We start from the raw sequence: 25,344 nt of genomic DNA, 5'->3' as shown, positions 1-25,344 counted from the left end.
TCCACCGGAATAAGCGGCTGAATTGGCGCGGCAATGGTCGCTGTCGTACCTGATACCATTGCCGCTATTGCCACGGCGCCCGGTCGCGGCGGCATTGGTGTCGTACGACTATCGGGATCACTTTCCCACATTGAGGTGATTGCTGCGGCCCTGCTCGACAAACCTGTGCCGCCACGCCGAGCGGTGTTGGCATCCTTTCGTGATGCCAGTGGGGAGGGGCTTGATCAGGGGATTGCCTTGCTGTTTCCCGCGCCGGGTTCCTATACCGGCGAGACAGTGCTTGAGTTGCAGGGGCATGGTAGCCCGGTAGTGTTGGATCAATTGCTGGCTCGAGTACTCGAGCTCGGTGCCCGGCTTGCGCGCCCGGGTGAATTTACTGAGCGGGCTTTCCTGAATGGCAAACTCGATCTCAGCCAGGCCGAGGCTGTGGCGGATCTCATTGCCAGTACCAACCAAACCCAGGCCAGGCTGGCCAAGCGCACGCTGCAAGGTGCGCTGGCAGCGCACGTTCAAGGGTTGCAGACCCGACTGACGCAGATACGCGTTCGGCTTGAGGCGGGGCTGGATTTTTCCGATGAAGACATTGAGCCTGATGACTGGAGCCTAATCGGGCCGGAAATTGCCCAAAGTATCGCTGCCGTCAATGAACTACTCGCTCTCAGTCATCAGGGTGAACGGGTTCGTGATGGCCTGACGCTGGTGATCGCCGGTCCACCCAATGCCGGAAAGTCGAGCTTGTTGAATCGGTTGTCAGGTCAAGAGACGGCAATTGTAACCGCAACGCCTGGCACAACCCGCGACCTGATTCACAGCGCAATCCATCTTGATGGTATGCCCCTGCATCTGATTGATACAGCCGGAATACGCGACAGTGCGGATGCCATTGAACAGGAAGGTATCCGCCGGGCTCGTGAGCAAATGCAATACGCCGACCGGGTGCTGTGGCTGTATGACGCTGCTGAAGGCGGTCGGCCATCGCCGGACAGCTTGCAGCAGGCCGCCGCCGGTCGCCCCATCACTTTGGTGCGCAACAAAATTGACCGTCTCGGTGAGCCGGCCGGAATGAGCAGCGCTTTAGCGGGCGACTGTGCCTACCCGGAGCTGCGTCTTTCAGCCAAGACCGGAGAGGGAATTGAGCAGCTGAAGGCGCATCTTAAAGAACAAGCCGGCTATCAGGCGCCTGCCGAAGGTGCCTTCATTGCGCGGCGTCGCCATGTAATAGCGCTGGAAGATTCCCGGGCATCGCTGGAGCAGGCACAGAGCAATCTGATCGCACAGCAGCCGGCTGAAATCATTGCTGAAGACTTACGTTTAGCGCAACGGGCACTCGGCACAATCACTGGAGAATTGCGCTCGGATGACCTGTTGGGAGAAATTTTCGCGTCTTTTTGCATCGGAAAGTAGTGTAGCTTGCCCGTTGCTGCCGAATCACACAAAGTCCTCGGGGTGATTGAGATTGGCAAAGGCATCAGTTGAGCTATGCGCTGAAGCCGAAAAATCGGCCAACGCAGGTTGATGCGCCTCCAGCCAAGTCCCCAGGCGGCGCTCACCGCGCGCCAGAGTGCTGTGGAGATCATCCAGCAGCCTGGTGGAGAGCAGCGCGTATGTGTAGTGGGTCTTGATGCCATCGCAGGCGAGTGCCACCGATGCAGGCTGGTTTTCAAGTGCAGCGGCTAAACGCTCGACCAGGTTGAGTGGGAACACTGGGCCGTCGCATGGCACCGACAGCAACCAGGGTGTGCGTGCCGCTTCGAGTCCGCTGCAGAGTCCGGCCAGGGGTCCCTGGTAGTTGTCCAGCCGGTCTTGGAAGACTGGCCAGCCGAAGCTTTGGTATTGGTCGAGATTCCGATTGGCACTGATTAAAATCGAGCCAACCTGTGGCTCCAGACGCTCCAGTATTGTGGCGATCAGCGGGCGGCCCTGGTAGCTGAGAAGCCCCTTATCCTGCCCATGAACCCGGCGTCCGCGACCACCGGCCAGCACCACAGCGGTAATGTCATCGGTGTGGATCAATGAATCAGGGCACCCGAGTCACCGGCATCATCTCAGTATCACAGTCGCCACCAACGCTCACGCGTTCCTCGCTGGGAGCTGCTGAGCAGTTGGCGCCGCGACTTTGAACGCGACAGTTGATGGTCAGAGGCTTGCCGGCGCTTAGCCAGCTGGGGACGGTTCGATAGCGGTTTACCCGGTTGAATTTGCAGGAGCGTGACACGCCATAGGGTGTGCAGCTATGGCCAGATTTCAGACTCACCTTGCGCCCATCGACGATGAAGCCCGGGTAATTGTCAAGCACTTGCAGCTGATCGCCAGCATCGGTGTGCTCGAAACGGAATTCCTTGAATCGATACCCCTTGCCGACGCGCTGGCCAACTTTGATGCGGGTGTTGGCAATTAACGCAAACTGGCCGTCCTTTTCGGCGACGGCGCCGCTCATGTATTCAATACGCTCTTGTTGCGGAAAGCATTTGCGCATCGCCGGTGGGTGATAATAATGCCGCAGCTCGGTTAAATCAGACATCGACGTTCCAGGAAAAACTTGTTCCAGGCCCGGTTCGCCGCCGTAGAGAATCTGTTCAGCATCACCAACATTTTGCTGATACATGCGCTGAATGTGCTGATAATACTCCTTGTCTGCCAGGTCAGAGCGCAAGTAACAGGAAGTAAGTCCGGAGATCTGGGTCAGGAAGTTATCCCAGATGTTGTATTGCGACGGATCTGAGGAAACGCCCTGAAAGTCACCGGGGAAACGGCATCCCCGCCCTTTTGAACACTGTCCAATCGCCCGGTTGCGGATGGAGAGCACCACCACATTACGCTCACAGGCACCATAGGCATTGCAGCCGCGATCCAAGTGCCCTTCATAGAGCGCTGTGCGCATGCTGTAGTCCAGATGTTTGGCGCGCGCGAGTTGGTTCGCATCTTCTGTCGCGCGCTTGCGGGCAATGAAGTCATCCCAGGCACGCGCCAAGCGCGCGCGCCGTCCGAGCAGCGAAGAGTCAACACTGGCGCAGTCCTGCGAGTTGTGAAACTCGCGAATCAGACGATCCAGTGTGGAGTCAGCCGTTCCCTTATTGCTATCCCCGGATGCGTTGACAGGTGGTTGTCCAGTGCGGGGCGGATCGAAAAAAGGCGCCTTGGTTAACTGATAGAGTTCGCGCACATTGAGAACATGGCGCACATCGGGCTTGCAATGGTGATTGTCAACGTTAAGCGAAGCCTGCCGCGCCAGGGCCTGTTTGAACGTCTTGGTGGCTTCAGGTCCGGCTGTTGCTGAGTTGACCAGGACTTCAAAACCAACATAGGGCGTACCCTGGTTGTCGGTCAGCGCCTGACCATTGCGGACGACCAAGCAGGGAATGACGGACGAACCCTGGGTTAAGTAGCCCGCAATGGCTCCCGGTCCAGAGGCACCGATCTGATAGTAGGGAACGCGCACCGGCCCGTTGAATTTGTACAGCGTCATCACGGGGGCGGCCGGAATGGCTGCTAGCAGGCTGTGGGTCGAGCCGAGCAGCATGCCGGCGAGCAGGATTTGCCCGATCATTGATCGGAACCCATGGGTAGGATGACAGGAATTGGGTTGGCGGCTGTGCAGTCGCCAGGCAGCGGCCGTGCAACGCAGGACAGGCGCGGAAAACACAACAGGAATCGGCATGAATGGCCCCAAAATTCAGAATGCTTTAGAGCCTATTGTCATGGAACAGGTGGCCCGGCGTCGATAGCTCTGGGGTTAAAAAGACCAAGAAAATTGACTGCCGGGACCGCATGGGTCTCCGGCAGTCAGGTTCAGAGTTCCAGCTGGACGCGCAATTTTTTCATCGCGTTCTTTTCAATCTGGCGAATGCGCTCGGCCGAGACGCCAAACTGCTGCGCCAGATCATGCAGCGTCTGCTTTTTCTCGGATAACCAGCGTTCCTGCAGGATGGTCTTGCTGCGCTCATCCAGGCTCGACACAGCGGCTAGCAGACGTTCGCGTTCATAGGTTTCCGCGTTCTCGTGTTCGAGCTGACTGGCTGGTTCCATGCGCATGTCGGGCAGATAGGTCGAAGGCGCTGAGGGCGACTCGTCATCCTCATCTTCATAGCCGTCGAAGGCCATGTCGTGGCTCGCCAGGCGCGATTCCATTTCAAGCACGGTTTCCGGTTTGACCCCCAGATCAGCGGCTACTTCCTCCACTTCCTGCTTGGTGAACCAGCCGAGACGCTTTTTCGCGCTGCGCAGATTAAAGAACAGCTTGCGCTGCGCCTTGGTGGTTGCCACCTTAACGATGCGCCAGTTGCGCAGGATATATTCATGAATTTCTGCCCGAATCCAGTGCACTGCAAAGGACACCAGGCGCACGCCGACGTCCGGTTCGAAGCGGCGCACCGCTTTCATCAGACCGACGGTGCCCTCCTGGATCAGATCCGGCAACGGCAGGCCGTAACCCATGTAACCGCGGGCAATGCGAATAACGAAGCGCAGGTGCGAGAGCACCAGGCGTCGTGCGGCTTCCATGTCTCCATGATCACGCAGCCGCTCGGCCAGGCTGCGCTCTTCTTCAAGGGTCAGGACAGGAATCTGGTAGGCGCTACTAATGTAAGCGTCGATGGTTCCGGTCGATAACCAGTTCCGCGAAGCGATGGCTTGGCTCATAGGATAATACCCCAGTAATTTGCTCAGGATTTGAGTCTAGCACCAGTGGATTTTGTTTTGCAATAGCTGCAACAGGGTTTTTGAGAAATTTTGCTTGGCGAAGTTCCCAAGGGGGATAGGTTCGCTCCAACATTGAGTTCAGCGTGCCAGACACCCATCATGGCTGCAAGTGCAATTTACCATTGTCAACCTTGCGAAAAGTGGCTATCGTCTACCCTTCCAGTCCGCATGCGCAGGACAGCAATTCCAGCTCAGACTCCACATTTCCATGTCAACCGGCCATCACACCGGCGATCAAGCAAGCGAACTGAAATCGGCCCCCATGCAAGACCTGCACATTCTTGATAGGACTGTTGCATACACTCCCCCTGAGCCGAGTTTGCGCGCGTTGACCGAAGCACTTGAGGATGCTGTTCTCTTGTTCGACTCTCAGGGTCGGCTGCTGTGCGCCAATCAGGCTGCCCGGCAACTACTGGAACCGCTTGAAGCACTGGTTGAGGGGCATCGGGTTGAACTGCTCGACAACGGCTTACAAAGACTAGACGGCTCGGTACTGCCAGCGGCTGAGTGCCCTTTGGCGCGTGCGCTCAAGGGGGACACTCTGCTTAAGCAGCGGTTTTACTTCAGCGCAGACTCGGAAGTCTTGCCCATTGGTGTCAACCTGACCGCTAAGCCACTATGGGAATCGAGTGATGCCTCCCCTGCGGGGGTTTTACTGCAGATGTGTCCCCTCAGCGCTCAGGCAGTGGCCCGCACGGATCCGCCCACTGAGCAGTCATCCATTGCTCGGTCACACGACCTGGTTCCAGAGTTCTCACGCGACTTTTTATGTCGCATCATCGAGACCCTGTCCAGCGGCCTGACCATCATTAAGGTCGAAAATGCTGCGACCCGGGTCATCTACGTCAATTCCGCTGAGCTGGATATTACCGGCTATTCGCGCGATGAGCTGCTGGGCCAGCCGTGTCGTTTGTTGCGCGATGAGTTCAGCACCGCCTTTTCAGCCGTTGAGTTGCAGGATCTACATGATGCCTGTTACGAAGGGCGCCAGTTTGAAGTGCGCCTGGCGGACAAGCGCAAGGATGGGACCGAGTTTTGCAATTATGTGCGTCTCAACGGCCTGCGCGATGCTGAAGGTCGCGTGACGCACCTGCTAACCTTGCAGGATGACATTTCTCCAGTAATTCAGGCCGATACCCGGCTGCGCCAGGAACGCGACCGGTTGCGCGCCACGCTCGACAGCCTGCCGGCGATTTTTTTCACCATCGACAGTTTCGGGGGCTTTCTCGCTTACAACCGTCAGCTGTGCCAGAGTACTGGCTACACCCATGAGGATATCCGGCACATGACGGTGTTCGATTTCGTCAGCGGTCGTGCGCGCGAGGAGCTCAAAAACGCCATCCAGAACGCCTTTAACACCCAGGGATCCTTCGACCTCGATCTGCCGTTAATGAGTCACGCTGGCGAGCAGATTCCCATCACCCTCTATGCGGCGGTTACGCAACAGGCCACTGGCCTGGAACTGACCGGAATCGCCATGGATGTCAGCCATCTGCGCGAAACCTTGCGCGCCTCGGCGATTAGTGAAGAACGTCTGAGCCATAGCCAGGCATTTGCCAATATCGGGCTCTGGGACTGGAATCTGCGCACCGACAGCGTCTATTGGTCGGATCGTGTCACTGAGCTGATCGGCTCCACCACCTCACGCATCAAGTTTGGTTTCCATGAGTTTCTCGCCGCCGCGCATCCACTGGATCGTTCTCGCCTGGCAACCTCAATTGAAAACTGCATCAGTGGACATGATGTTCTCGATGAGGAATTCCGTATCCATCGCCCTGATGGCAGCGAACGCTGGATGCTCGCTCGGGCCAACCTGCTCCATGATGAGCAGGCACAGCCGATACGCATGCTCGGTGTCATTCAAGACATTACCCCACTAAAGCATGCCGAATTTGTCGAAAAGCGCGCGCGCGAACAGATTCAGTCCATCATCGACTCTCTGGAAGCGCGCATCTGTGTGGTGGATGAACATGGCGAGATTATCTCGGTGAATCGCGCCTGGCAGCATCGCCCCTATCGCCTGCCCGATCGTGGTAAGAGTCTCGCCTCCGGCGGCAATTATCTGGCCTTCTGCGATGCGCTCGCTGGCAGCGGTCGCACCGACATGGCGCGCTTGAGCGAAGCCGTGCGTATGGTCCTCAGGGGCGAGGCCCGATCCCTGGAAACAGAAGTCAATACCTGCCAGGGTGAAGAGGAGGAAATTCATCTGGTGCGCATTACGCCACTGCGTGGTTCCAGTGAAGAGCATCCGCGGGTGGTCATCAATCATCTTGATGTCACTAAGCGCCGCCAGATTGAACAGGATCTGCGCCAGGCCAAAGACGAAGCCGAGCGCTCCAGCCGCGCTAAATCAGAGTTCCTGTCACTGATGAGCCATGAACTGCGCACGCCCATGAATGCCGTCCTCGGTTTTGCGCAGCTGCTGGAACAGGACGACAATCTCAATGAGGATCAGCTGGAAAACATTGGCGAAATTCTCAAGGCGGGTCATCACCTGCTGCATCTGATCAACGAGGTGCTTGATCTGGCGCGGGTCGAATCCGGGCGCATCGAACTGACGCTCGAGCCGGTCATCCTCAGCGACCTGGCGATGGAATCCATGGTGCTGGTCGAAACAATGGCGTCCAGCAAAGAGGTTCAAGTCCACATTGATCCACTCTACGACCTGGCGGTCATTGCTGACCAGGTGCGCCTGAAGCAGGTGCTGATCAATTTGCTGTCCAATGCGGTTAAGTACAACAAACCCGGTGGTCAGGTGCGACTCGGTGCCCAGCGTATCGATCAAGGCCGTATTCGTATTGAAATCCGGGATACCGGCCTTGGGATCGACAAGGACGATATCCCCGGTTTGTTCAGCCCCTTTTCCCGCTTGGAACGTGACATCCATTGCGAGGGCACGGGTATCGGGCTGGCTGTCTGCCGTCGTCTGATCGAAGCCATGGGTGGCGTCATCAATGCCACCAGCCAACTCGGTGAGGGCAGCTGTTTTTGGATGGAGCTTGAGGCCTTCGATGTGTTGGCCGCTGCACAAACTGAACATGACACCAGCCTTGAGGCGCCTGAGCAGCCAGCATGGCCGGCATCGGTCGAGCGTATTTTACAGATCGAGGACAACGCCTCGAACCTCAAACTTATGGAGCGCATGCTCAGCCGCTATCCGCAGGTGCAGGTGACAAGTATCGACACCGGTCAAGGCGGTGTGGAACAGGCACTTAAAGATCTACCTCAGCTGATTCTGCTTGATATTCACATGGTAGGCATGAACGGCTACCAGGTATTGCAGGCGCTACGCTCCGATCCGCGTACCATGCGCATTCCAGTGATCGCTGTGACGGCTAATGCCACGACCGAGGATATTCAGCGGGGCCAGGCCGCCGGCTTTGATGGCTATTTGACCAAGCCGATCAATATTCACGATTTGATCGCGACGATTCATCAGGTTTGCGTTGCGTCAGACGCCAGACCAGAGGCCGATACAGCGCTGCTCTGAGCATTCGCCCAATCAACCCCCTCTCGGGTGCGGCTATCTGCTATGCTTGATGCAAACTGTTCGCAACCTTGGGAGATGTTCCGCCGTCTGTTCCGGACGCGGCCACCACAACGCCTCAATGATCGCTCCCGCCAAACCCTCAGGCGCAGATCGCCAGCCTGACGGCTCCTGGACGCTGATTGCTCCAGTCTTTGATCATCATCGCCGCCGCAGTGGCCTGTGGCTGGAAATGGCCTGTGCGAGCGACGAACAAGCCCGTGCCATCGCCGCAATACTGCAGGAACGCTTGCAATCCAAGATTCCAAAGTGGTTGTTTTTGTTCGGGACGCAGGAGTGTCTGCATCCTTACCTGCCCCTCAATCTATCCAGTGACCAGATACTGGTGTACCCCGTAACCGAGCAATCCGAGCGCCCACCAACGCCAGATGGGCTTCACTTGGCTCTGCGCGGATCCCAACGCGAACTGGCCCATGCAACTGGTGCAGATTGGTGGATTGTCACTGATGCGGCCGGTTCGGCCGGTTCCACATCCAGCCTGGCCGATGGTCTGGCCGGTTGGCAGCCGTGCCAGTCGCTGGTCGGTCTTGGCTGGAGCGCCTTTCTGATCACCGGCAACCAGCGTTCTGCGCGCAAACAGCCCAAGGCGGATCAAATCGCCCTGACCCGCCTGCTGGGACTGGTCAGCAGCGATGCCGATACCGATGAACTTGAATCCTTGTTCAAGACTCAACCACGGCTCGCGTTCGATCTGCTTAACCTAGTCAACTCTCCGGCGCTCAGCCTGCGTACGCCGGCGACCAACTTCCGTCATGCCATCACCCTGCTCGGGCGCCGTCAGTTGCAGCGCTGGTTGCAATTGCTGATGTTCACGCGCCAAACCAGTCATCACGAAGTCAATAGTCTGCTCTGGCATTCCGCGTTTCGCGGGCGCCTGATGGAACTCACCGCCCAGCATCTCGATTGGAGCCCGACCTTAAGCGATCAGGCCTTTATGGTTGGAGTCTTTTCGCTGATCGATGTCCTGCTCAATGATCAGCTCCCTAACCTGCTCAAACCCCTGGCGCTGCCAGCAGCCATTGAGCGTGCTCTGCTGGAGCAACAGGGACCCTTGGGTAAGCTGCTGTGTCTGGTGAAAGCAATTGAGCGGCGCGACAACGTCGAACTGCGCGCGTGGGCCAAACATTTTTCACTCAATGCGCTGACGCTGCTTGAACTCCAACTCGACAGCCTGTTTTGGGTTGAGTCATTTTCATCAGGATGAATCCATGGTCCCATTCCCAGCGGTACCCAGTGGAGATGCAGAGGACGTGTTGCGCTGGTTTGAACAGCATCTGCGCGCAGTTATTGCACCAGAGGGTTTTTGGTTAAATCTGCGCGGTCCGGATGGAGACAGCACCTCGGGCGCACCGCACTGGTATGCTGCGGCTGAAGTCAGTGGTCATGTGTGGCAATTGCCGATTGCCAGCACTGGTCAGGAGCTGATCTTCGCCCTTGCTGAGCCACCTGAGGCAACCACCGGCGCCCTGTTGTTGCCCTTGCTGACCATGCTGGCTGATCAACTCAGCCGCAGCGATCGCAGCAAAACCCTGTGCTGTCAGACGCTGCGCCAAAATCAGCGCATGCTTGATGCCATCAACAGTTCCGTGATCGGCATGGATTTGGATGGCTATATCACCAGTTGGAATCAGGGCGCCGAGCGGATGTTCGGCTATGCCAAGGACGAAGCCCTGGGTCGGCATGTGCTGTTTCTCTATGCCGATGCTGATGAAGACAACAGCCTGCTGGCTGAGGCCAGTGACAGTGGCTGCTGTGGCGAGATGCTGGTGCAACGCAAGCGTCGCGATGGCTCGGTCTTTTGGGCCAGTATTCATCTCACGCTGCTGATCGACGAAGATGGTGAACCCGAAGGTCTGCTCGGTTATCTGGTGGATGCGACTGAACGCATTCGCGCGGAAGAAAAACTCCGGCTGCAGTCGGCGATTTTCGAATACAGCGAAGAAGCCATCATGGTGACCAATTTCAAGGGCCAGGTGGTCTCGATCAATCGCGCCTTTACCCGCCTTTTTGCCCTCAAGGAAGAGGATGTGTTGGGGTGCGAGCATGATTTTCTGCATTGCCGTCGTTATGATGCCGACTTTTGGAGCAACCTGCGGGCCGAGACGGAGCGTGAAGATCATTGGTTTGGCGAAATTCGTTGCAAACGCAATAGCAAAACCAGCTTTCCATGCTGGCTTTCCTTTAGTGCCGTGCGCAATCTGGAAGGTCAGCTGACCCACTTCGTTGCCATGTTAATGGATGTTTCCGAGCATCAGCAGGCCAAGGAACAAATCTACCAACTGGCAAATTTTGATGCCCTCACTGGCCTGCCCAATCGCTCGATGCTGGGCTTACTCCTGACTCAGGCGTTGCATGAGGCCAAGCGTATGGGTACTTATGGTGCCTTGATGATGGTCGATATCGACCGCTTTAAGCGCATCAATGATGCCCTGGGAGTTTCCGCTGGCGATGAATTGCTGGTGCAGGTCGCCGAGCGCATTCGCAACAGTTTGCGTGCCGAGGACGTGGTGTCCCGCAGCGGGCCGGATGAATTTGTCATCGCGCTTTTTGATATTGCGCAGCGTGATCATGCCAGTATCGTGGCTGACAAGGTGCTCAAGGCTCTGAGCCAGCCCTTTACGCTCAGTCGGTTGCCGCAGCGCGAGGAAACCTTGAGTATCACGGCCAGCATTGGTGTGGCGGTGTACCCCGAAGATGGTGCCGACTCTGAAAGCCTGCAACGTCATGCCAGCATCGCCATGGGTCGGCTGCGGCAAATGTCTAACTATGAGCACAGCTATCTGTTTTTTGATGCTGATATGAATGCCCAGGCTTTGGCGCGGCATTACATCGAAGAAGACCTGCATGAAGCACTGCGCCAGGGCGAGCTGTTGTTGCACTACCAACCCCAATTTAACCTGGCCAATGACAAGATGCAGGCGGCCGAGGTATTGCTGCGCTGGAAGCATCGCGACAAGGGCATGATTTCTCCGGCGACCTTTATTCCGGTGGCTGAGGAGACTGGTCTGATCCATGAAATCGGCGACTGGGTGCTGGAGACGACTTGCGCCACTTTGCGGGATTGGATTGACAGAGGTATTGAGCCTTTGCGTCTGGCGGTCAATATTTCCGCGCGTCAGTTACGCCCCAAGCTTGAGGAACGCGTGTTAGGGTTGCTCAACCAGTATCAATTGCCTGCGTACTTGCTGGAATTGGAAATCACCGAATCCATGCTGATCGCTGACGATACCAAGACATTGCATATTCTTGAAGCCCTGCGCGCCGCCGATCTCTCGATCGCACTGGATGATTTTGGCACCGGCTACTCAGGACTCAGTTATCTGCGGCGACTGCCCATCGACAAACTAAAAATCGACCGCTCCTTCGTCGTCGATCTTCCCGGCTGCAAGCAGGAATCCGCCCTGGTGCTGTCCATCATTCGCCTGGCGCAAACCCACGGCCTGTCTGTGGTAGCCGAAGGCATTGAAACGCAAGAGCAACTTGATTTTCTCCGTCTGCATGACTGCCCCCTGGTGCAAGGCTTTCTGCTCGCCCGCCCCATGCCCCGGGAAGACCTGGAAGCCATGCTGAAATCCAGTGACTCTTGTCGCCCCTCACCGGCCGAATAAGTGCAGCGCATCTGGATTGAGGAAGGGGACTTAAGGCCGACGGGCCAATTCCTGCTCCAGGCGTCGTTCCCGTTCCCCTGGTGAACTGGTTCGGCGTGCGAGCAAATCGTAAGCCACGGGTACGATAAAAAGCGTAAAGAGCGTCGCTGCAACCACACCAAACAAAATCACCGTGCCTATCACGGCGCGCGTCTCGGCTCCAGCCCCACTGCTCAGCAATAAGGGCACCGAGCCGGCGGCGGTGGTAATGCCCGTCATCACGATCGGTCGCAGCCGCACGGCGGCGGCCTCGCGCAATGCCTCCTGAAAGGCCTGCCCCTGATCGCGCAATTGGTTGGCAAATTCAACAATCAGAATGCCATTTTTGGCTGACAGACCCACCAGCATGATGAGTCCAATCTGGCTGTAGATGTTCAGCGTTTGTCCGGTCAGCCAGAGTCCCAGCAGCGCGCCGGCCATGGCCAAGGGCACCGTCAGCATGATGACCAGTGGATGCATCCAACTCTCAAACTGTGCTGCCAGCACCAGATAGACGACGGCCACGCCCAGCAGAAAGACGAACAGGATTCCACTGCTGGAATCGCGGAAATCCGCCGATTGGCCCTTGTAGTCGATCACCACCTGCTCGGGCAGATGTTCGGTTGCCAGGTTATCGAGAAAGTTCAGCGCCTCGCCCAAGGATAAACCCTCAGCCAGATTGGCCTCAATGGTAATGGCGCGAACCCGGTTATAGCGATTCAGTTCATTGGAGGCGGCAGTTTCGGTGACCCGGACTAGATTCGATAATGGCACCAGTTGGCCGCTGCGCGCTGAGCGCACATAAAGATTCTCCAGACTGCCGGGGGTGCGCTGGGCATCGCGCTCGCCCTCAAGAATCAGATCATATTCTTCACCCGCATCCAGATAGGTGGTCACCTTGCGCGAGCCAAGCATGGTTTCAAGCGTGCGCCCAATGGTGTCGATGCGGATGCCCAGATCGGCCGCGCGGTCGTAGTCAATCTCCACGCGCAATTGGGGCTTGGTTTCTTTGTAGTCCCAATCGATGCCAACTAGGCCAGGATTGTTTTCGGCGATTTTGGCCAGCAGGATGTCCCGCCATTGCGCCAATTCGGCGTAAGTACCGCCACCAATCACAAATTGTACCGGCTTGCTGATGCGTTGCCCGAAACCGCTGCGCATCACCGGAAAGGCGCGCACGCCAGGCAGGTCGGCTAGTTTGGCGCGTATCTCATCAATGACCACCCAGCTGGAGCGGCGCTTGTCGAAGCTGTTCATAACTAGAATCACAATGCCGTTATTAAAGGCCTCGCCGCCACCATGACCACGGGGCGCACGCATCAGCACTCGGATCGCCTCGCCGGATTCAGCATAGGGCAGCAGTCGCCGCTCGATTTCATCCATGTACTCTTCCATATAACGGAAGGTCGCGCCCTCGGGACCATTCACCAGCACAAAGAAGGCGCCGCGATCTTCCTTGGGGGCGTACTCCTGCGGAATATGCGTTAGCAGCCACCAGGCCAGGCCGATGGTGACAACAAACAAGAGCACAATGATCCACTTCTGGCGCAGAAAAAATCTCAGCAGCGCGGCATAACCAACCCGCACATGCTCAAACAGCCAATCGACACCGCTGCTCAGGCGCGCCCTCCCCGGCTCGCCAGCCTGGGCCGAGGGCAGAATCAGCGAGGCCAGCATGGGCGACAATGACAGGGCAACAAAGGTGGAGAACACCACCGCTGCGGCCATGGTCAGTGCAAATTCCGAAAACAGCCGTCCGACATCGCCACGCAGAAACACAATGGGCACAAAGACCGCCAGTAGTACCACGGTGGTGGCAATAACGGCAAAGCCCACCTGCCGCGTGCCGCGAAAGGCTGCAACCAGCCGGCTTTCGCCCAGGCTTTCCATGCGCCGATGGATGTTCTCCAGCACCACAATGGCATCATCCACCACCAGACCAATGGCCAGTACCAATGCCAGCAGCGTCAGGATATTGATCGAAAATCCCAGCGCCAGCAGTACGCTGAACGTGGCGATCAAGGACACAGGCACCGTCACGGCCGGTACCAACATGGCGCGGGCGCTGCCGAGAAACAGAAAGATCACCAGCACTACCAGGCCGATGGCAATGGCAAGGGTCTTGTAGACCTCTTTGATGGCATCCTTGATAAACACCGAGGTGTCATAGCTCTGCTTCAGCTCCATGCCCTCGGGCAGGGTCGGATTGAGTCGATCCTTCTCCGCCTTGGCACGCTCGGCAACGGCCACTGTATTGGCTGTGGATTGTTTGATAATGCCGAGCCCAACCATGGGCACACCATTGCCACGAAATACGGTGCGATTTTCCTCAGTGCCCAGTTCCACTCGTGCCACATCGCCCAGGCGTACCAGATAGCCATCCTCTCCGCGGTCGATCACCAGCCGTGCGAACTCTTCGGGGGTGCGGAAGTTGCGCTCGGTGCGCACGCTGAATTGCCGGTCGAGTGACTCGACACTGCCCGCCGGCAGCTCGACATTTTCGGAACGCAAGGCCGCCTCGACATCTGCCACCGTCAGTGCGCGCGCCGCTAGCGCATTGCGATCCAGCCACACGCGCATGGCATAGGTCTGCTGACCGCCCACCCGTACCCGCGCCACGCCGTCGAGCACCGAGAAACGATCCACCAGATAGCGACGCGCGTAGTCGCTCAGCTCCGGCACCGTCATGCGATCACTGACCAGATTCAGCCACATGATCACATCATCGTTGCTGTCGACTTTTTGGATATCGGGTGGCTCGGCCTCAACCGGCAGTTGATCCAGCACTCCGGACACTCGGTCGCGAATATCATTGGCGGCCCCATCGATGTCACGGCCGATGTCGAACTCAATGGTGATGCGCGAACGCCCATCCTGCGAGCTGGAGCTGATGCTTTCGATGCCCTCGACTCCGGCGATGCGATCCTCAATCAACTGGGTGATGCGTGTCTCCACCACATTGGCCGAGGCGCCAGGGTAGACGGTGTCGATGGAGACGACCGGCGGGTCAATGTCCGGGTATTCGCGCAGTGACAGGCGGTCGAATGAAACCAGACCGAAAGCCACCAGCAGCAGCGACATCACTGTCGCCAGCACCGGCCGGCGCACCGAGAGATCGGACAGCATCATGGCTGAGCGGCTCCATTAGAGCTGCTGGCAGGGCTGCTGGCTTGCTCGCCGGCCGCGAGCATCTCAGCCAGGGAGCGTGAGCCGTCATCCACTGCGATAATCTTGACCGGCGCCCCCGGTTTGACCTTCTGCAGGCCGTGAGTGACCACTGACTCGCCGGCGCTGAGGCCAGCGAGTATTTCCACCTGGCCGGGCTGGCGAACGCCGATGTCGATCTGACGCTTTTCAATTAACTGATCGGAACTGCTGACCACAAAGACGAAATGCTCCTCGCCCCGATGCAGCAGCGCCGATTCCGGCACCACCAGCGCCTGACGTGGATTGCGCAGCAGTTCCACCGTCATCAACTGCCCGGGGCGCAGCAGGCGCTGGTCGTTGTCAATCAGGGCGCGCACCTGCACCGAGCGGGTTACCGGATCGACTCGGCTGTTGATACTGCTGATGGTGCCGCGAAATAGCCGCTCAGGAAAGGCGCGGCTGCGGGCTTCCACCTCGACACCCGGGGCCAGTGATCTCAGAAACACACTGGGCACTGCAAAGTCAAGCTTCAATCGGGAGTTGTCATCCAAGGTGGTAATCACATCACCCGGCTGCACCAGAGCCCCCAGGCTGATGTTGCGCAACCCCAGCACGCCATCAAAGGGCGCCTTAATCAGCCGGTCGGCCAGGCGCGACTCGGTGGCCACCAGGGTCGCGCGTGCCGTGTCGAGATCACGTCGCCGTTCATCCAGTAGGGAGGCCGAAGCCGAACCGCTCGCCTCCAGCGACTTGACACGCTCGTACTGCCGCTGCGCTTCCTTCACCCGGACGCTGGCTTCTTTCAGCACGGCATGTTCCTCACCGCTCATCATCTCGACCAGCACATCGCCGGCTTTGACCTGATCGCCGTCGTCAAAGTGAATTGCCGAGATGGAATCAGTCACATTGGCCGTGATCACGACAGACTCGCGCGCCTTGAGCGTGCCCAGCGCTTCAATGCGATCCGCCAGTGGTGCCTCGCGCACTTCGGTCACAATTACGCCCGGCACTCCGGGCGCTTTCGCCAGCACCGCCCAGGATGCAGCCGACAGGATCAGCAGCGCTAACAGTGGAACAAATAACCGCATTTTGCCAACTCCCTCAGCAATCGCCACAGAACCAGGAACATTAAGGCAACGGACAGCAAACCCAAGCGATTGCCCTACAACTATCCCCGAGACTCAAGGTGTCCCCAAGGCTCAAACGGCGCTGCTTTCATTTGGCCCAGCGCTTGGTGCCCCCATCTGCCAGTCAATATGACATTCAAAAAGCCAGTCCATCATGTCTCAGATCCTGCTTGTCGATAACGGCTCCAAACGTGCTGAGGCCAACCTCTCGTTGCGAGCTTTGGCTGCTCGGCTGCAAACGCATACCCAAGCGCCGGTCAATCCGGTTTCTCTGCTGCACGCTGATGCTATCGATGCGGCCGCGCTCAATGGCCAGCCGGCGCAGATTTTCGCCCCCTATCTGCGCCGCCAGCTCGCCAATGGCCAGCGGGATTTCCTGGTCGTGCCGTTGTTTTTTGGTCAGAGCCGCGCCCTGACCCATTTTATTCCTGACACCGCAGCCGCCTTGCGCAAGGAATTCGGCGCTTTCCGTCTGCGCCTGGCTCCACCATTATGCCCACTGCCGCAAGGCGAGCCGCGTCTGGTCGAGATTTTGGTTGATCATCTGCAAATCTGTCGCAGCCAGGCACAGCAACCGCCCGAGCATGTATTCCTGGTCGATCACGGCTCACCCTTGCCCCAGGTCACCGCTGTGCGTCACTGGCTCGCGCAACAGCTGGCCGAGCGTATCCATGACTGGGCTGATTTCACCGAAGCAGCCATGGAGCGTCGCCCCGGCCAGGAATATGATTTCAACGGCCCCCTGTTGGCCGATGCTTTGGAGTCACATGCTTGTGTCCACCCAAAAGCCAGCATTGCCATCGCCATGCAATTCCTGGCTGCTGGGCGCCATGCCGGACCTGATGGTGACATCGTAAACATTTGCCGAGACATCCAGCAACGCCACCCGGATTTTCACATTAGCTTATCGCCCCTGATGGGAGGTCATCCTCGGCTGCTCGATATTCTCCGTGACCGACTTAATTTTTTGGCCCAAACAGCAGCCATAGCATAAAGCCCAGCAAGGGCAGCAACAGAATCAGCACCACCCAGAGCACCTTGCCTAAGGTGCTGGCTCGACTTTGTACTGTTTTGATAATCGCGTAGATATCCAGAATCAGTAGTAGCAGGCCAAAAAAACCTGTTACCTGCACATCAATCATGCGCCCCCCTGCCCTTGCGGCTTAATGGATCAGTATGAACACTCATACGCTGCATCATAGCATTGAGACTCGGTCTTGGCGCCGATGCGCCGGTTGTGTTGCATGTAATCTTTGCCAACGACGGCTGCGTTTGGCTGGCCATGTCTGGTGAGCCGATGGAATTTAAGCGGATTCGCCCAATCTTCTACGGCTTGTTGCAAGATCTTTTACAGGAAATCTTATGTCCCGTTTCGTCCCTATTTCAGCCGACCGTCATGCCAATCAGGGCTGGCAGCGGTTTTCCTCCTACGATTTTGCCCAGCCGGCGCATCTGGTGTCGCTGGTTGGGATCGAGCTACCGAAGGCGACGATGGCGTTGCCCATTGTTTTGGTGCCACGCCCAGCGGTGGATGGCAACAGCAGTGAATCACGCGGGTTCATGTTTGCCGCTTTGCTGGGGTTTGAGCCAGGGGTTAATCTGTTTGTTGCGCCGGATGGGCGCTGGCTGGGGCGCTATGTGCCGGCGGCCTTGCGCAGCCATCCGTTTCGTCTAGCACGAATCGAGGGCGAACGTCTGGCGCTCTGTATCGACGAGGACAGCGGCTTGCTGGACGCGGAGGGGGGCGAACCCTTTTTTGACGCCGCTGGTGAGGTGGCAGCTCCGTTAAAGCAGGTGATGGATTTTCTTACTCAGGTCGAGGCTAATCGCGTCACCACACAGAATGTCTGTGATCGCCTCCAGGTGCACGGACTGATTCAGCCGTGGCCAGTTAAGGTGCAAGGGGCCGAAGGTGAGCGCACGCTCGAAGGCTTGTTTGGCATTAATGAGGTGGCGCTCAACGCCCTGCCCGCCGAAGCGCTGGTTGAATTGCGCGATGCCGGCGCGCTGTCCCTGGCCTATTGCCAACTGCTGTCCATGCAGCAGTTGGGTTTGCTCGGCGAACTTGCACAAGCGCGTGCGGCCGCCGCACCCAAGCTCAATGATGTGTTCAGCTTTCCCGATGACGGGGTGCTGCATTTTGGCGACTAATCTTCTGCACAGGCATCGGTCGGCGGTGGTGGCAGCGTCGAAATGATGGCGTGTGCGAAGGCTTGCAGTGTCAGGCCCAGCTGCTCAATCGGGGCGCGCAGGTTCTCATCATCAAGGCCACTGCGCGCGGCTAGTTCCAGGTCGGTGGCGTAGCGGCTGATACGCTCGGCGCCCAAGGTGGTGGCCACGCCCTTGAGTCCATGCGCGAGTTGGGCGATGGCTTCAAGATTGCCTTCGTGCAGCAGGGCGTTGAGCTGGTGGGCGTCGTCGCTGTGGTCTTCAGTGAAGCGCGCCAGCAGGCAGCGGTAGCGGGCAATGTCGCCGCGTACCCGTTGCAGCCCGAGGTGGGTGTTCAGTCCCGGAACAGCCTCCAGCAGTGCCAGAGCGCTGGCATCGACATCGCTTGGCGCACTGGCGATTGCCTCCTGCTGTTGGTCAATACGCCGCTGATCCTGATCGGGTAACCAGCAGCGTAAAATCTCGGCCAAGGTCTCCGGTTCAATGGGTTTGCCGATATAGTCGTTCATGCCGGCTTCGAGCGCGGCGCGGCGGTCAGTGTCAAACACATTGGCCGTCATGGCGATGATGGGAATCCGCTGGCGGCCGGGCAAGCCACGAATGGCGCGGGTGGCGCTGAGGCCGTCCATCACCGGCATATGTATGTCCATGAGGATCAGGTCGAATTTACCGCGCCGGACGCGCTCAAGCGCCTGGTGACCATCAGCGGCCAGGGTGACCTTGGGGCCCAGAGCGGTGAGCAGTTCGCGGGTGACATCCTGGTTGATGGGATTGTCCTCCACCAGCAGGATGCGGCCGCGATAGCCAGGAGGTTTCTGAGCCAAGGGGGCGGGCGGTTCAGCTGTCTCGCGTCCTGTCGTTCCATGCGCTCCAGGCTCTCCGTGGCTCGTGTGGCCTTTAATGCGCGGTCCCAGTGCGAACAGCAGCGCATCGCGCAGCTTCGACGGCGTCATGGGTTTATTCAGCACCCGGGCGATGCCGGCGTTGGTGGTGAGATCGACGGGCAATTCATCGCCAAAGGCGGTGATCAGGATCATCGCCGGCGGCTGTTGCAGCGCCAGAGCGCGCACCTTGCGGGCGGTGGCAATTCCGTCGAGTTCTGGCATTTTCCAGTCAATCAACAACAGATCAAAGGGCTGTCCAGCATGCTCGGCCTCAGATGTGGCGGTGACACCCAAGGCGCCGTTTGAGGCGATGGCGACGTTCATGTGCAGGGCTTCAAGCATTTGCACCAGGCTGGCGGAGTCTTCCACGCGGTCTTCAATGATCAACACGCGGCAGCCGCGCAGCGCACTAAGCACTTGATCAACCACCGCCGGGCGTGCCGGTGCGAAGGGAATTTCGACCCAAAAGCAGCTGCCTTGCCCTAACTTGCTGTGTACGCCAATGCGCCCGCCCATGAGTTCGGTCAGTCGCTTGCTGATCGCCAGGCCCAGCCCGGTACCGCCGTATTGTCGGGTGGTGCTGGTATCGGCCTGCTCGAAGGCGAAAAACAGACGCTCAAGCTGCTCGGGGTGCAGACCGATGCCGGTGTCGCGGATCTCGAATCGAAGCATCAAAGGCGCGGCGCTGGAGGTAAAGAGCTGCCGCACGGCTGCCCCTGTTGTGGTTCCAGAAGCGTCGCTGCTTGCCGGGGTTGCGGCTTCGGTCAGATTTTGGCCGAGAATGGTGATGGTGCCGCCGGCGTTGGTGAATTTGGCTGCATTGCTGAGCAGGTTGAGGATGATTTGGCCAAAACGGGTACTGTCGCCGCGCACACGTATAGGTAGATTTCCCAGATGCACGAACAGCTCGATTTCCTTGTGCAGCATGGTGGGTGCGACCAGGCCGCAGACGTTGTCAATGATGCGGGCCGGCTCGAAGTCGTCAGTTTCAAGCTGGAATTTTTCTGCTTCGATCTTGGATAGATCTAGCACGTCGTTGATGATCTGCAACAGATGCTGGGAGGAGGCGGAGAGTTTGTCGAGTTGCTCGCGCTGCCGTGCGGTGAGGGGATCACGCCGGATGAGATGCGAGTAACCGACGATGGCATTCATCGGTGTGCGGATCTCGTGGCTCATGTTGGACAAAAAGGCGCTTTTGGCCCGGTTGGCGCTTTCCGCTGCGGTTTTAGCGGCCTCCAGATCAGCGGTGCGTGAGATGACTAAGTCCTCCAGGTGCAGCCGATAACCTTCAAGCTCCAGGTCGGTCTGAACTCGTTCGGTGATGTCCTGGACGATACCCAGGCCGGTGAGCGGTTGTCCGTCACGGTCGTATTCGATCTCAGCACGTTCTTCAACCCAGCGCAGTTCCTCGTTGACCTGGATGCGGTGCTGAATGCGGTAGGGTTTGCCGGTGAGCGCCTTGGCCCAAGCCTGTTGCACGGCATCCCGATCTTTCGGATAGGCCAGGGCGAAAAAATCCTCCAGCGTCAGCTCAAGCTCTGGTGCAACGCCAAAGATACGGTAGGTCTCTTCCGACCAGTGCAAGCGGTTGTTGGGGATGTCCAGGTGCCAGTGCCCGGTTTGGGATACGGCTTGAGCGCGGGTGAGAAAGTCCTGCTTGCGGCGCAGCTCCTCGACCAGCTCCAGGCGCTCGGCATTGAGCAGGGCGATGCCGAGCTGATCGGCCACCTGAGTGCCAAAGCGCACCTCGTCAGGCGACCAGGCGCGCTGGCTCCCCACTTGCTCCAGGCGCAGAATGCCGCGAATCTCGCCACGCAGGTTGATGGCACAGTCGAGCATGGAGCGAATATCTTGGGGACGTAGATAGGACTCGATATAGCCAGCGGTGCGCGGATCATGCAACGCATCCCAGACATTGATGACGCGTTGGGAGCGGATGGTCGCCAGCTCGGTTTGGAAGTCGTTATTGGCCAGGATCATGCCGTCATGGTGTTTCTCCTGGCTCAAGCTATAGAGATCGATGCAGCACAGATCGCTGTCGTCGGCGGCGGTGCCATAATTGTTGAGACTCTGGTTCAGGCAGGATCCCCATAGCCACACTGATACTCGCGTGATCTTCAGCGCGCGGGCCAGCGGTTCGGTGATCTCGCGCGCCAGGGTCGCAAACTCACCGTCGATGCAGGCCTGCGACTGGCTGAAGGTGCGCAGCAGGCGATTTTGGGTGCGCAATGCCTCGCTGCGGGCGAGTTGTTCGCGTTCACGGCGTTTGCGCTCGCTGATATCCTGCCAGACACCGGAGATTAACGGCTGTCCCTGGTGGTCAATGAGGCGAAAGTTGAAGGCGACATCAATGATGTGCCCGTCCTTGGTGCGATGTCGGGCTTCGAGTCCATTCATTTCACCGGCGAGGATGGCGCGAATATCGGCCTGAATTTCTCCCGGCGTCTGCTCGAGCTGGATATCGGCAATGGAGAGCGCGGCGAATTCCGCGCGACTGTAACCGAGTGAATCGCAGGCGACATCGTTGAATTGCACAATCCGGCCATTGGTGGGTTCGACCAGCACAATGGCATCGGTGGTCTGGGCAAACATGGTAGCGAGCAGGGATTCCTGCTCGTGCAGGCGCCGTGAGGTTTTCAGCTCATCGCTGAGGTCGTGCACTACCAACAGATAACGTCCGGTGGCAAGCAGGCGCCCCAGTCGTGCCTCAAAGGTATGTGCGCCATTCGCCATCGGCAGTACATACTGAAAGACCACAGAGGCGTCGGACTCGCGTGCCTGCACAAGTGCTTCAGTGAAGCGGTTGACGACCTCGGCAGGCATCACATCGGCCGGTTGGCGGCCGAGAAAATGATCGGGCGGTACATAGAGCGTCGCCGATGGCGTCTGGTAGTAATCGGTGATGGTGCCGTCAGATTCGAGCACAAACACCAGATCAGCCGTTGCCAGGGATGATTCCATGGGGTGGCTACTCCAGCCAGCGCTTAATGGTTTCCTTGAGCGCTGCAATCTCAATGGGCTTGGTCAGAAAGCCATTCATCCCCGCCGCAAAGGCCGCATCACGCTCACCCGCTACCGCTTCCGCAGTCAGGGCAATAATCGGCACCTGCGGGTTGAGAACGCTGGAATCCGGGGCACGAATCGCGCGGGTGGCCTGATGACCGTTCATCTCCGGCATGCGCACGTCCATCAACACTAGATCGCATGGCTGTTGCGAGAGTTTTTCGATCGCGTCACGGCCATTGACGGCGACGACGACCTGATAGCCGAGTTTCTCCAGCACCTTTCTCAGCACGATCTGATTGGTGGGCTCATCGTCGGTGATGAGAATACAGGCACCCGGCTCGGCTGTTGCTCCAGGCTCTGTTGCCAAACTGGTTGACCCTGGGGTTGAACTTGGCCCTGTGGTGGATCTTGTTCCAGATCCGGGTTCGGTTCCGGCTCCTGCTTGGGGTGGTTGGCTCGGTGGTGTTGGGGGCGGGGCGCTTTGCAGCACATGACTGAGTGCCTGCCTGAGTTTGAGGCGTTGCACAGGTTTGCTGAGCACCAAGTGGGCCTGCTGGCGCAGTCCGGTTAATTGGCCATACAAGCCACTGGACGCCAGCACAATCATGCGCGGCGGCGTTGCTGTGAAGCTGTCGCTCAGGGTACGGATAAGTGCTTCGGTACTGCTGTCAGCTCGATGGTAGTCAATCATGATCAGGTCTAAAGGCGTCGCTTCCAACCGTCGGACAAGAGCGACAGGATCATGGCTGGCGGTTTCCACCTGCATTTCCAGCGCGCTCAGATGACGGCACAGAACCTCGCGCAACGGCTGATTGTCCGCCACGATGAGCGCGCGTCGGCCTGGCCAGGTCGGTTGCTGAAAAGCCAGGGTTGGTGTTTCAAGCGGCTTGAGCTGCAGGGTAAAAAAGAATCGGCTCCCCTGGCCCAGATTGGAGTCAAGCTGCAGGGAGGATTGCATCAGGCTGACTAGGGAGGCGGCGATGCTGAGTCCCAGGCCGGTGCCGCCAAATTGTCGTGTTGTCGAGCTGTCGGCCTGGGTGAAGGCTTCGAACAAGGCGGTCTGGCGCTCCGGTGCAATGCCAATGCCAGTATCCTGTACGGAGAACTCCAGTGCTACGCTGTCAGTTTGTACATTGTCAGTCGGCCCCCTTGCTTCAAGTCGGCGCACCCGCAGGATTACCTCGCCCTGACTGGTGAATTTCACTGCGTTGCTGAGCAGGTTAATGAGCACCTGCTGCAAGCGCAACGAATCACCGGAAATCCAGGCGGGAACCTCCGGAGCAATATCCACAATAAGTTCCAGTCCCTTGTGCTTGGCCTGCACGGTGGCAACGGTGACCACTTCATCAATCAAGGGATCGAGTGCAAAGTCGGCCTGTTCGAGTGTCATACAGCCTTTTTCGATTTTGGAAAAGTCGAGAATGTCATTAATCAGGGTCAACAGACCACGACTTGCACTGCGCAGGGTCTCGACATACTGGAGTTGCTCGTCATTGAGTGAGCTTTCGTTGAGCAGATCGGTGATGCCAATGATGGCCGTGAGCGGCGTGCGGATTTCGTGGCTCATATTGGCCAGGAACTCGCTTTTGGCCTGGCTGGCTGCCGAGGCTTGTTTGGCGAGTTCATTGGCGCGTTCATGTGCAACTTGCAGTTTGGTATTCAGCGATTTAAGTGACTGGTTGGTATCGCGTAATTGTTGCTCGGCGAATTTGCGATCCGTGATATTAAACATCAAACCATAGATGAGGCTCGCTTTGCCGCGTTCCGTGCGTTTTATAAAGACTCGATCTTCAATCCAGACCCAGTGCGAGCGATCATTGGTCCAGGCGCGATAATTTAGTATGGTGAACGTATTATGCGATGTCACTAGGGCATTGAGTTGCGCAATGGTGGCTTCGCGATCTTCCTGATACAAAAAACTGACAAAAAAATCCGGTAGTGACAAAACATCTTCGGTTTCATAGCCGAGCAGATAGCGAATGCCCTTGCTAATAAATAAAGTTTGGAACGTATTGGCGTCCGCTACATAGAGCGCACCAGGCATGGCCGCAGCGGCGGCGCTCAGAACCTCGTTGCGGCGTGCCACCTCGTGCTGTTGTTGCGCCCGCCGCCAACTCATGAGCGTGATTGACAGCAATAAAAAGAATAGAACCAGTATCAGCCCGATGATCACCTGCCGCTTGATACAGGGGCCACAAACCACCATGCGTTCCATCGTGGTCATGACAACCCAGGGACTGTTGGGAACAGCCGCAAAACGCACGAAGCGTTTGATCCCTTGGTCGTCGATAAAGGTTGCGGGGGAGGTCTGCCCTTGCGCTTCCCAGGCGGCCAGTGCTTTGGCCACTACCGCTGGAGCCTGGCGCAGATTCCACTGGATTGGGCGTGTTTTGGTGACGCCCAGTTGAATGCCATCCTGTTTCTTAACGCGATCAGTGTTTATGTGCGCGTCTTTTTCAAGCCGTTCTTGCGCCGGAAACGCCGGTTTGGGAGCAAACCAGAGCAAGTCATTCGGGCTCTTTTGCAGCAGCACCGCATGTGTCCCATCTGGGGTGATCGCATGAGTGCTGAATAGCCAGGTTAGCAACGACTCTGGCTGAATCAAAAAGTTCAGTTGTCCTTCGCGCTGTCCCTGATGCCATAACGGAACTCTAAGTATCAAACTGGCTTCACCTGTGGTGTGGAGGTGTATTAACGACAGTACAGGCTGTTTTCCTTCAATGGGTTGTTCATTGAGTTGGTCCAGGGGGTCGAGGGCCACGCCATCCACAACCTGGCTCAGAATGATGTCCTGATTGGCGTCAAACAGGCGTGCTCCAGAATAATTGTACGCCTCAAGTGTGGCCTGTAACCGAGTCCTCAATTGCGCAAGCATGGGAGTTTGGATCAAATTTTGTTGTCGCCAGCGCGCCAAGCGCGCTGGCAACCCAGCGGAAAAAGTCTTCCCATCGGCAACTCGCTCGGAGCGCCATTGCTCCAGCAACTCGGCATCACGGGTTGCCGTCGCTGACAGTTGCCACAGTGCCGCAGAGCGGGTTTGACGCAGCTCCGAGACAGAGAAAAAGTAGAAGGCAACCGTCAAGCCAACGCCGAGCACAGCAAGGATGAGGTTAATCCGAGGCAGGCGCATTGGTCAAAAA

14 protein-coding genes are annotated in these 25,344 nt (G+C 57.9%); 6 read left to right on the top strand and 8 right to left on the bottom strand.

Annotated elements, in window-relative coordinates; all coding sequences use genetic code 11:
* Positions 1 to 33: 33 nt before the first annotated feature.
* Positions 34 to 1,404, top strand: a complete 1,371-nt coding sequence (gene mnmE / locus CKO36_RS04880; protein ID WP_200281307.1) for a tRNA uridine-5-carboxymethylaminomethyl(34) synthesis GTPase MnmE — start codon at positions 34 to 36, stop codon at positions 1,402 to 1,404.
* A 24-nt stretch (positions 1,405 to 1,428) separates the two neighbouring features.
* Here mnmE and mobA read toward each other — a convergent pair whose 3' ends face one another.
* The 3 genes from mobA to rpoH form a co-directional block, all read right to left on the bottom strand.
* The gene (mobA, locus tag CKO36_RS04875) at positions 1,429 to 2,013 is read right to left on the bottom strand and encodes a molybdenum cofactor guanylyltransferase MobA (RefSeq protein ID WP_200281305.1); all 585 of its coding nucleotides are present in this window, start codon (positions 2,011 to 2,013) and stop codon (positions 1,429 to 1,431) included.
* Between the two features lie 4 nt (positions 2,014 to 2,017).
* A complete protein-coding gene (locus CKO36_RS04870; RefSeq protein WP_200281303.1) occupies positions 2,018 to 3,547 on the bottom strand; it encodes a hypothetical protein in 1,530 nt (509 codons plus the stop codon).
* 242 nt (positions 3,548 to 3,789) lie between these two features.
* Positions 3,790 to 4,638, bottom strand: coding sequence for an RNA polymerase sigma factor RpoH (gene rpoH, locus CKO36_RS04865; RefSeq protein ID WP_200281301.1), 849 nt, complete (start codon positions 4,636 to 4,638; stop codon positions 3,790 to 3,792).
* A gap of 388 nt (positions 4,639 to 5,026) precedes the next feature.
* On the opposite strand from rpoH, the gene CKO36_RS04860 reads away from it, so the two are divergent.
* The 3 genes from CKO36_RS04860 to CKO36_RS04850 all read left to right on the top strand — a co-directional run bounded on the left by CKO36_RS04860 (position 5,027) and on the right by CKO36_RS04850 (position 11,853).
* Positions 5,027 to 8,188: a PAS domain-containing hybrid sensor histidine kinase/response regulator gene (locus tag CKO36_RS04860; RefSeq protein ID WP_207161390.1), complete on the top strand. Its 3,162-nt coding sequence runs from the start codon at positions 5,027 to 5,029 to the stop codon at positions 8,186 to 8,188.
* Positions 8,189 to 8,306: 118 nt separating this feature from the next.
* A complete protein-coding gene (locus CKO36_RS04855; RefSeq protein ID WP_200281296.1) occupies positions 8,307 to 9,449 on the top strand; it encodes an EAL and HDOD domain-containing protein in 1,143 nt (380 codons plus the stop codon).
* Between the two features lie 4 nt (positions 9,450 to 9,453).
* Positions 9,454 to 11,853 carry a putative bifunctional diguanylate cyclase/phosphodiesterase gene (locus CKO36_RS04850; RefSeq protein WP_200281293.1) on the top strand — a complete coding sequence of 800 codons (2,400 nt, stop codon included), beginning with the start codon at positions 9,454 to 9,456 and terminating at the stop codon, positions 11,851 to 11,853.
* Between the two features lie 30 nt (positions 11,854 to 11,883).
* Here the strand turns inward: CKO36_RS04850 and CKO36_RS04845 are convergent, their stop codons facing one another.
* Both CKO36_RS04845 and CKO36_RS04840 read right to left on the bottom strand, forming a co-directional pair.
* Positions 11,884 to 15,000, bottom strand: coding sequence for an efflux RND transporter permease subunit (locus CKO36_RS04845; protein WP_200281290.1), 3,117 nt, complete (start codon positions 14,998 to 15,000; stop codon positions 11,884 to 11,886).
* Entirely contained in the window at positions 14,997 to 16,106 is a 1,110-nt protein-coding gene (locus tag CKO36_RS04840) for an efflux RND transporter periplasmic adaptor subunit (RefSeq protein WP_200281287.1), read from the bottom strand. The genes CKO36_RS04845 and CKO36_RS04840 overlap by 4 nt, the downstream gene beginning before the upstream one ends.
* Positions 16,107 to 16,299: 193 nt before the next feature.
* Here CKO36_RS04840 and CKO36_RS04835 point away from each other — a divergent pair, with 193 nt between their 5' ends.
* The gene (locus CKO36_RS04835) at positions 16,300 to 17,139 is read left to right on the top strand and encodes a sirohydrochlorin chelatase (RefSeq protein ID WP_200281284.1); all 840 of its coding nucleotides are present in this window, start codon (positions 16,300 to 16,302) and stop codon (positions 17,137 to 17,139) included.
* Here the strand turns inward: CKO36_RS04835 and CKO36_RS04830 are convergent.
* On the bottom strand, positions 17,105 to 17,287 hold the full coding sequence (locus CKO36_RS04830) for a PLDc N-terminal domain-containing protein (RefSeq protein WP_200281280.1): 183 nt from the start codon (positions 17,285 to 17,287) through the stop codon (positions 17,105 to 17,107). The genes CKO36_RS04835 and CKO36_RS04830 overlap by 35 nt on opposite strands.
* A 220-nt stretch (positions 17,288 to 17,507) precedes the next feature.
* Between CKO36_RS04830 and CKO36_RS04825 the strand changes: the two genes are divergently transcribed.
* Complete coding sequence (locus CKO36_RS04825) at positions 17,508 to 18,296, top strand: SapC family protein (RefSeq protein ID WP_200281277.1); 789 nt, start codon at positions 17,508 to 17,510, stop codon at positions 18,294 to 18,296.
* Here CKO36_RS04825 and CKO36_RS04820 read toward each other — a convergent pair.
* Together CKO36_RS04820 and CKO36_RS04815 are read right to left on the bottom strand one after the other, a co-directional pair.
* Positions 18,293 to 22,159, bottom strand: coding sequence for a response regulator (locus CKO36_RS04820; protein ID WP_200281274.1), 3,867 nt, complete (start codon positions 22,157 to 22,159; stop codon positions 18,293 to 18,295). The genes CKO36_RS04825 and CKO36_RS04820 overlap by 4 nt on opposite strands.
* Before the next feature lie 7 nt (positions 22,160 to 22,166).
* On the bottom strand, positions 22,167 to 25,334 hold the full coding sequence (locus CKO36_RS04815) for a PAS domain-containing hybrid sensor histidine kinase/response regulator (protein ID WP_200281271.1): 3,168 nt from the start codon (positions 25,332 to 25,334) through the stop codon (positions 22,167 to 22,169).
* Positions 25,335 to 25,344 lie beyond the last annotated feature (10 nt).

The organism is Rhabdochromatium marinum, assembly GCF_016583795.1.
In the GTDB taxonomy this organism is placed as follows: Bacteria; Pseudomonadota; Gammaproteobacteria; order Chromatiales; family Chromatiaceae; genus Rhabdochromatium; species Rhabdochromatium marinum.
Note: the sequence above shows the minus strand (reverse complement) of the source record. Positions and strands in the feature narration are given on the sequence as shown.

Coding starts and splice junctions, on each gene's coding strand:
- CKO36_RS04830 (WP_200281280.1), bottom strand. CDS start 17,287: ATGATTGATGTGCAGGTAACAGGTTTTTTTGGCCTGCTACTACTGATT.
- CKO36_RS04815 (WP_200281271.1), bottom strand. CDS start 25,334: ATGCGCCTGCCTCGGATTAACCTCATCCTTGCTGTGCTCGGCGTTGGC.
- CKO36_RS04820 (WP_200281274.1), bottom strand. CDS start 22,159: ATGGAATCATCCCTGGCAACGGCTGATCTGGTGTTTGTGCTCGAATCT.
- CKO36_RS04870 (WP_200281303.1), bottom strand. CDS start 3,547: ATGATCGGGCAAATCCTGCTCGCCGGCATGCTGCTCGGCTCGACCCAC.
- rpoH (WP_200281301.1), bottom strand. CDS start 4,638: ATGAGCCAAGCCATCGCTTCGCGGAACTGGTTATCGACCGGAACCATC.
- CKO36_RS04855 (WP_200281296.1), top strand. CDS start 8,307: ATGATCGCTCCCGCCAAACCCTCAGGCGCAGATCGCCAGCCTGACGGC.
- CKO36_RS04850 (WP_200281293.1), top strand. CDS start 9,454: ATGGTCCCATTCCCAGCGGTACCCAGTGGAGATGCAGAGGACGTGTTG.
- mnmE (WP_200281307.1), top strand. CDS start 34: ATGGTCGCTGTCGTACCTGATACCATTGCCGCTATTGCCACGGCGCCC.
- CKO36_RS04835 (WP_200281284.1), top strand. CDS start 16,300: ATGTCTCAGATCCTGCTTGTCGATAACGGCTCCAAACGTGCTGAGGCC.
- CKO36_RS04845 (WP_200281290.1), bottom strand. CDS start 15,000: ATGATGCTGTCCGATCTCTCGGTGCGCCGGCCGGTGCTGGCGACAGTG.
- CKO36_RS04840 (WP_200281287.1), bottom strand. CDS start 16,106: ATGCGGTTATTTGTTCCACTGTTAGCGCTGCTGATCCTGTCGGCTGCA.
- CKO36_RS04825 (WP_200281277.1), top strand. CDS start 17,508: ATGTCCCGTTTCGTCCCTATTTCAGCCGACCGTCATGCCAATCAGGGC.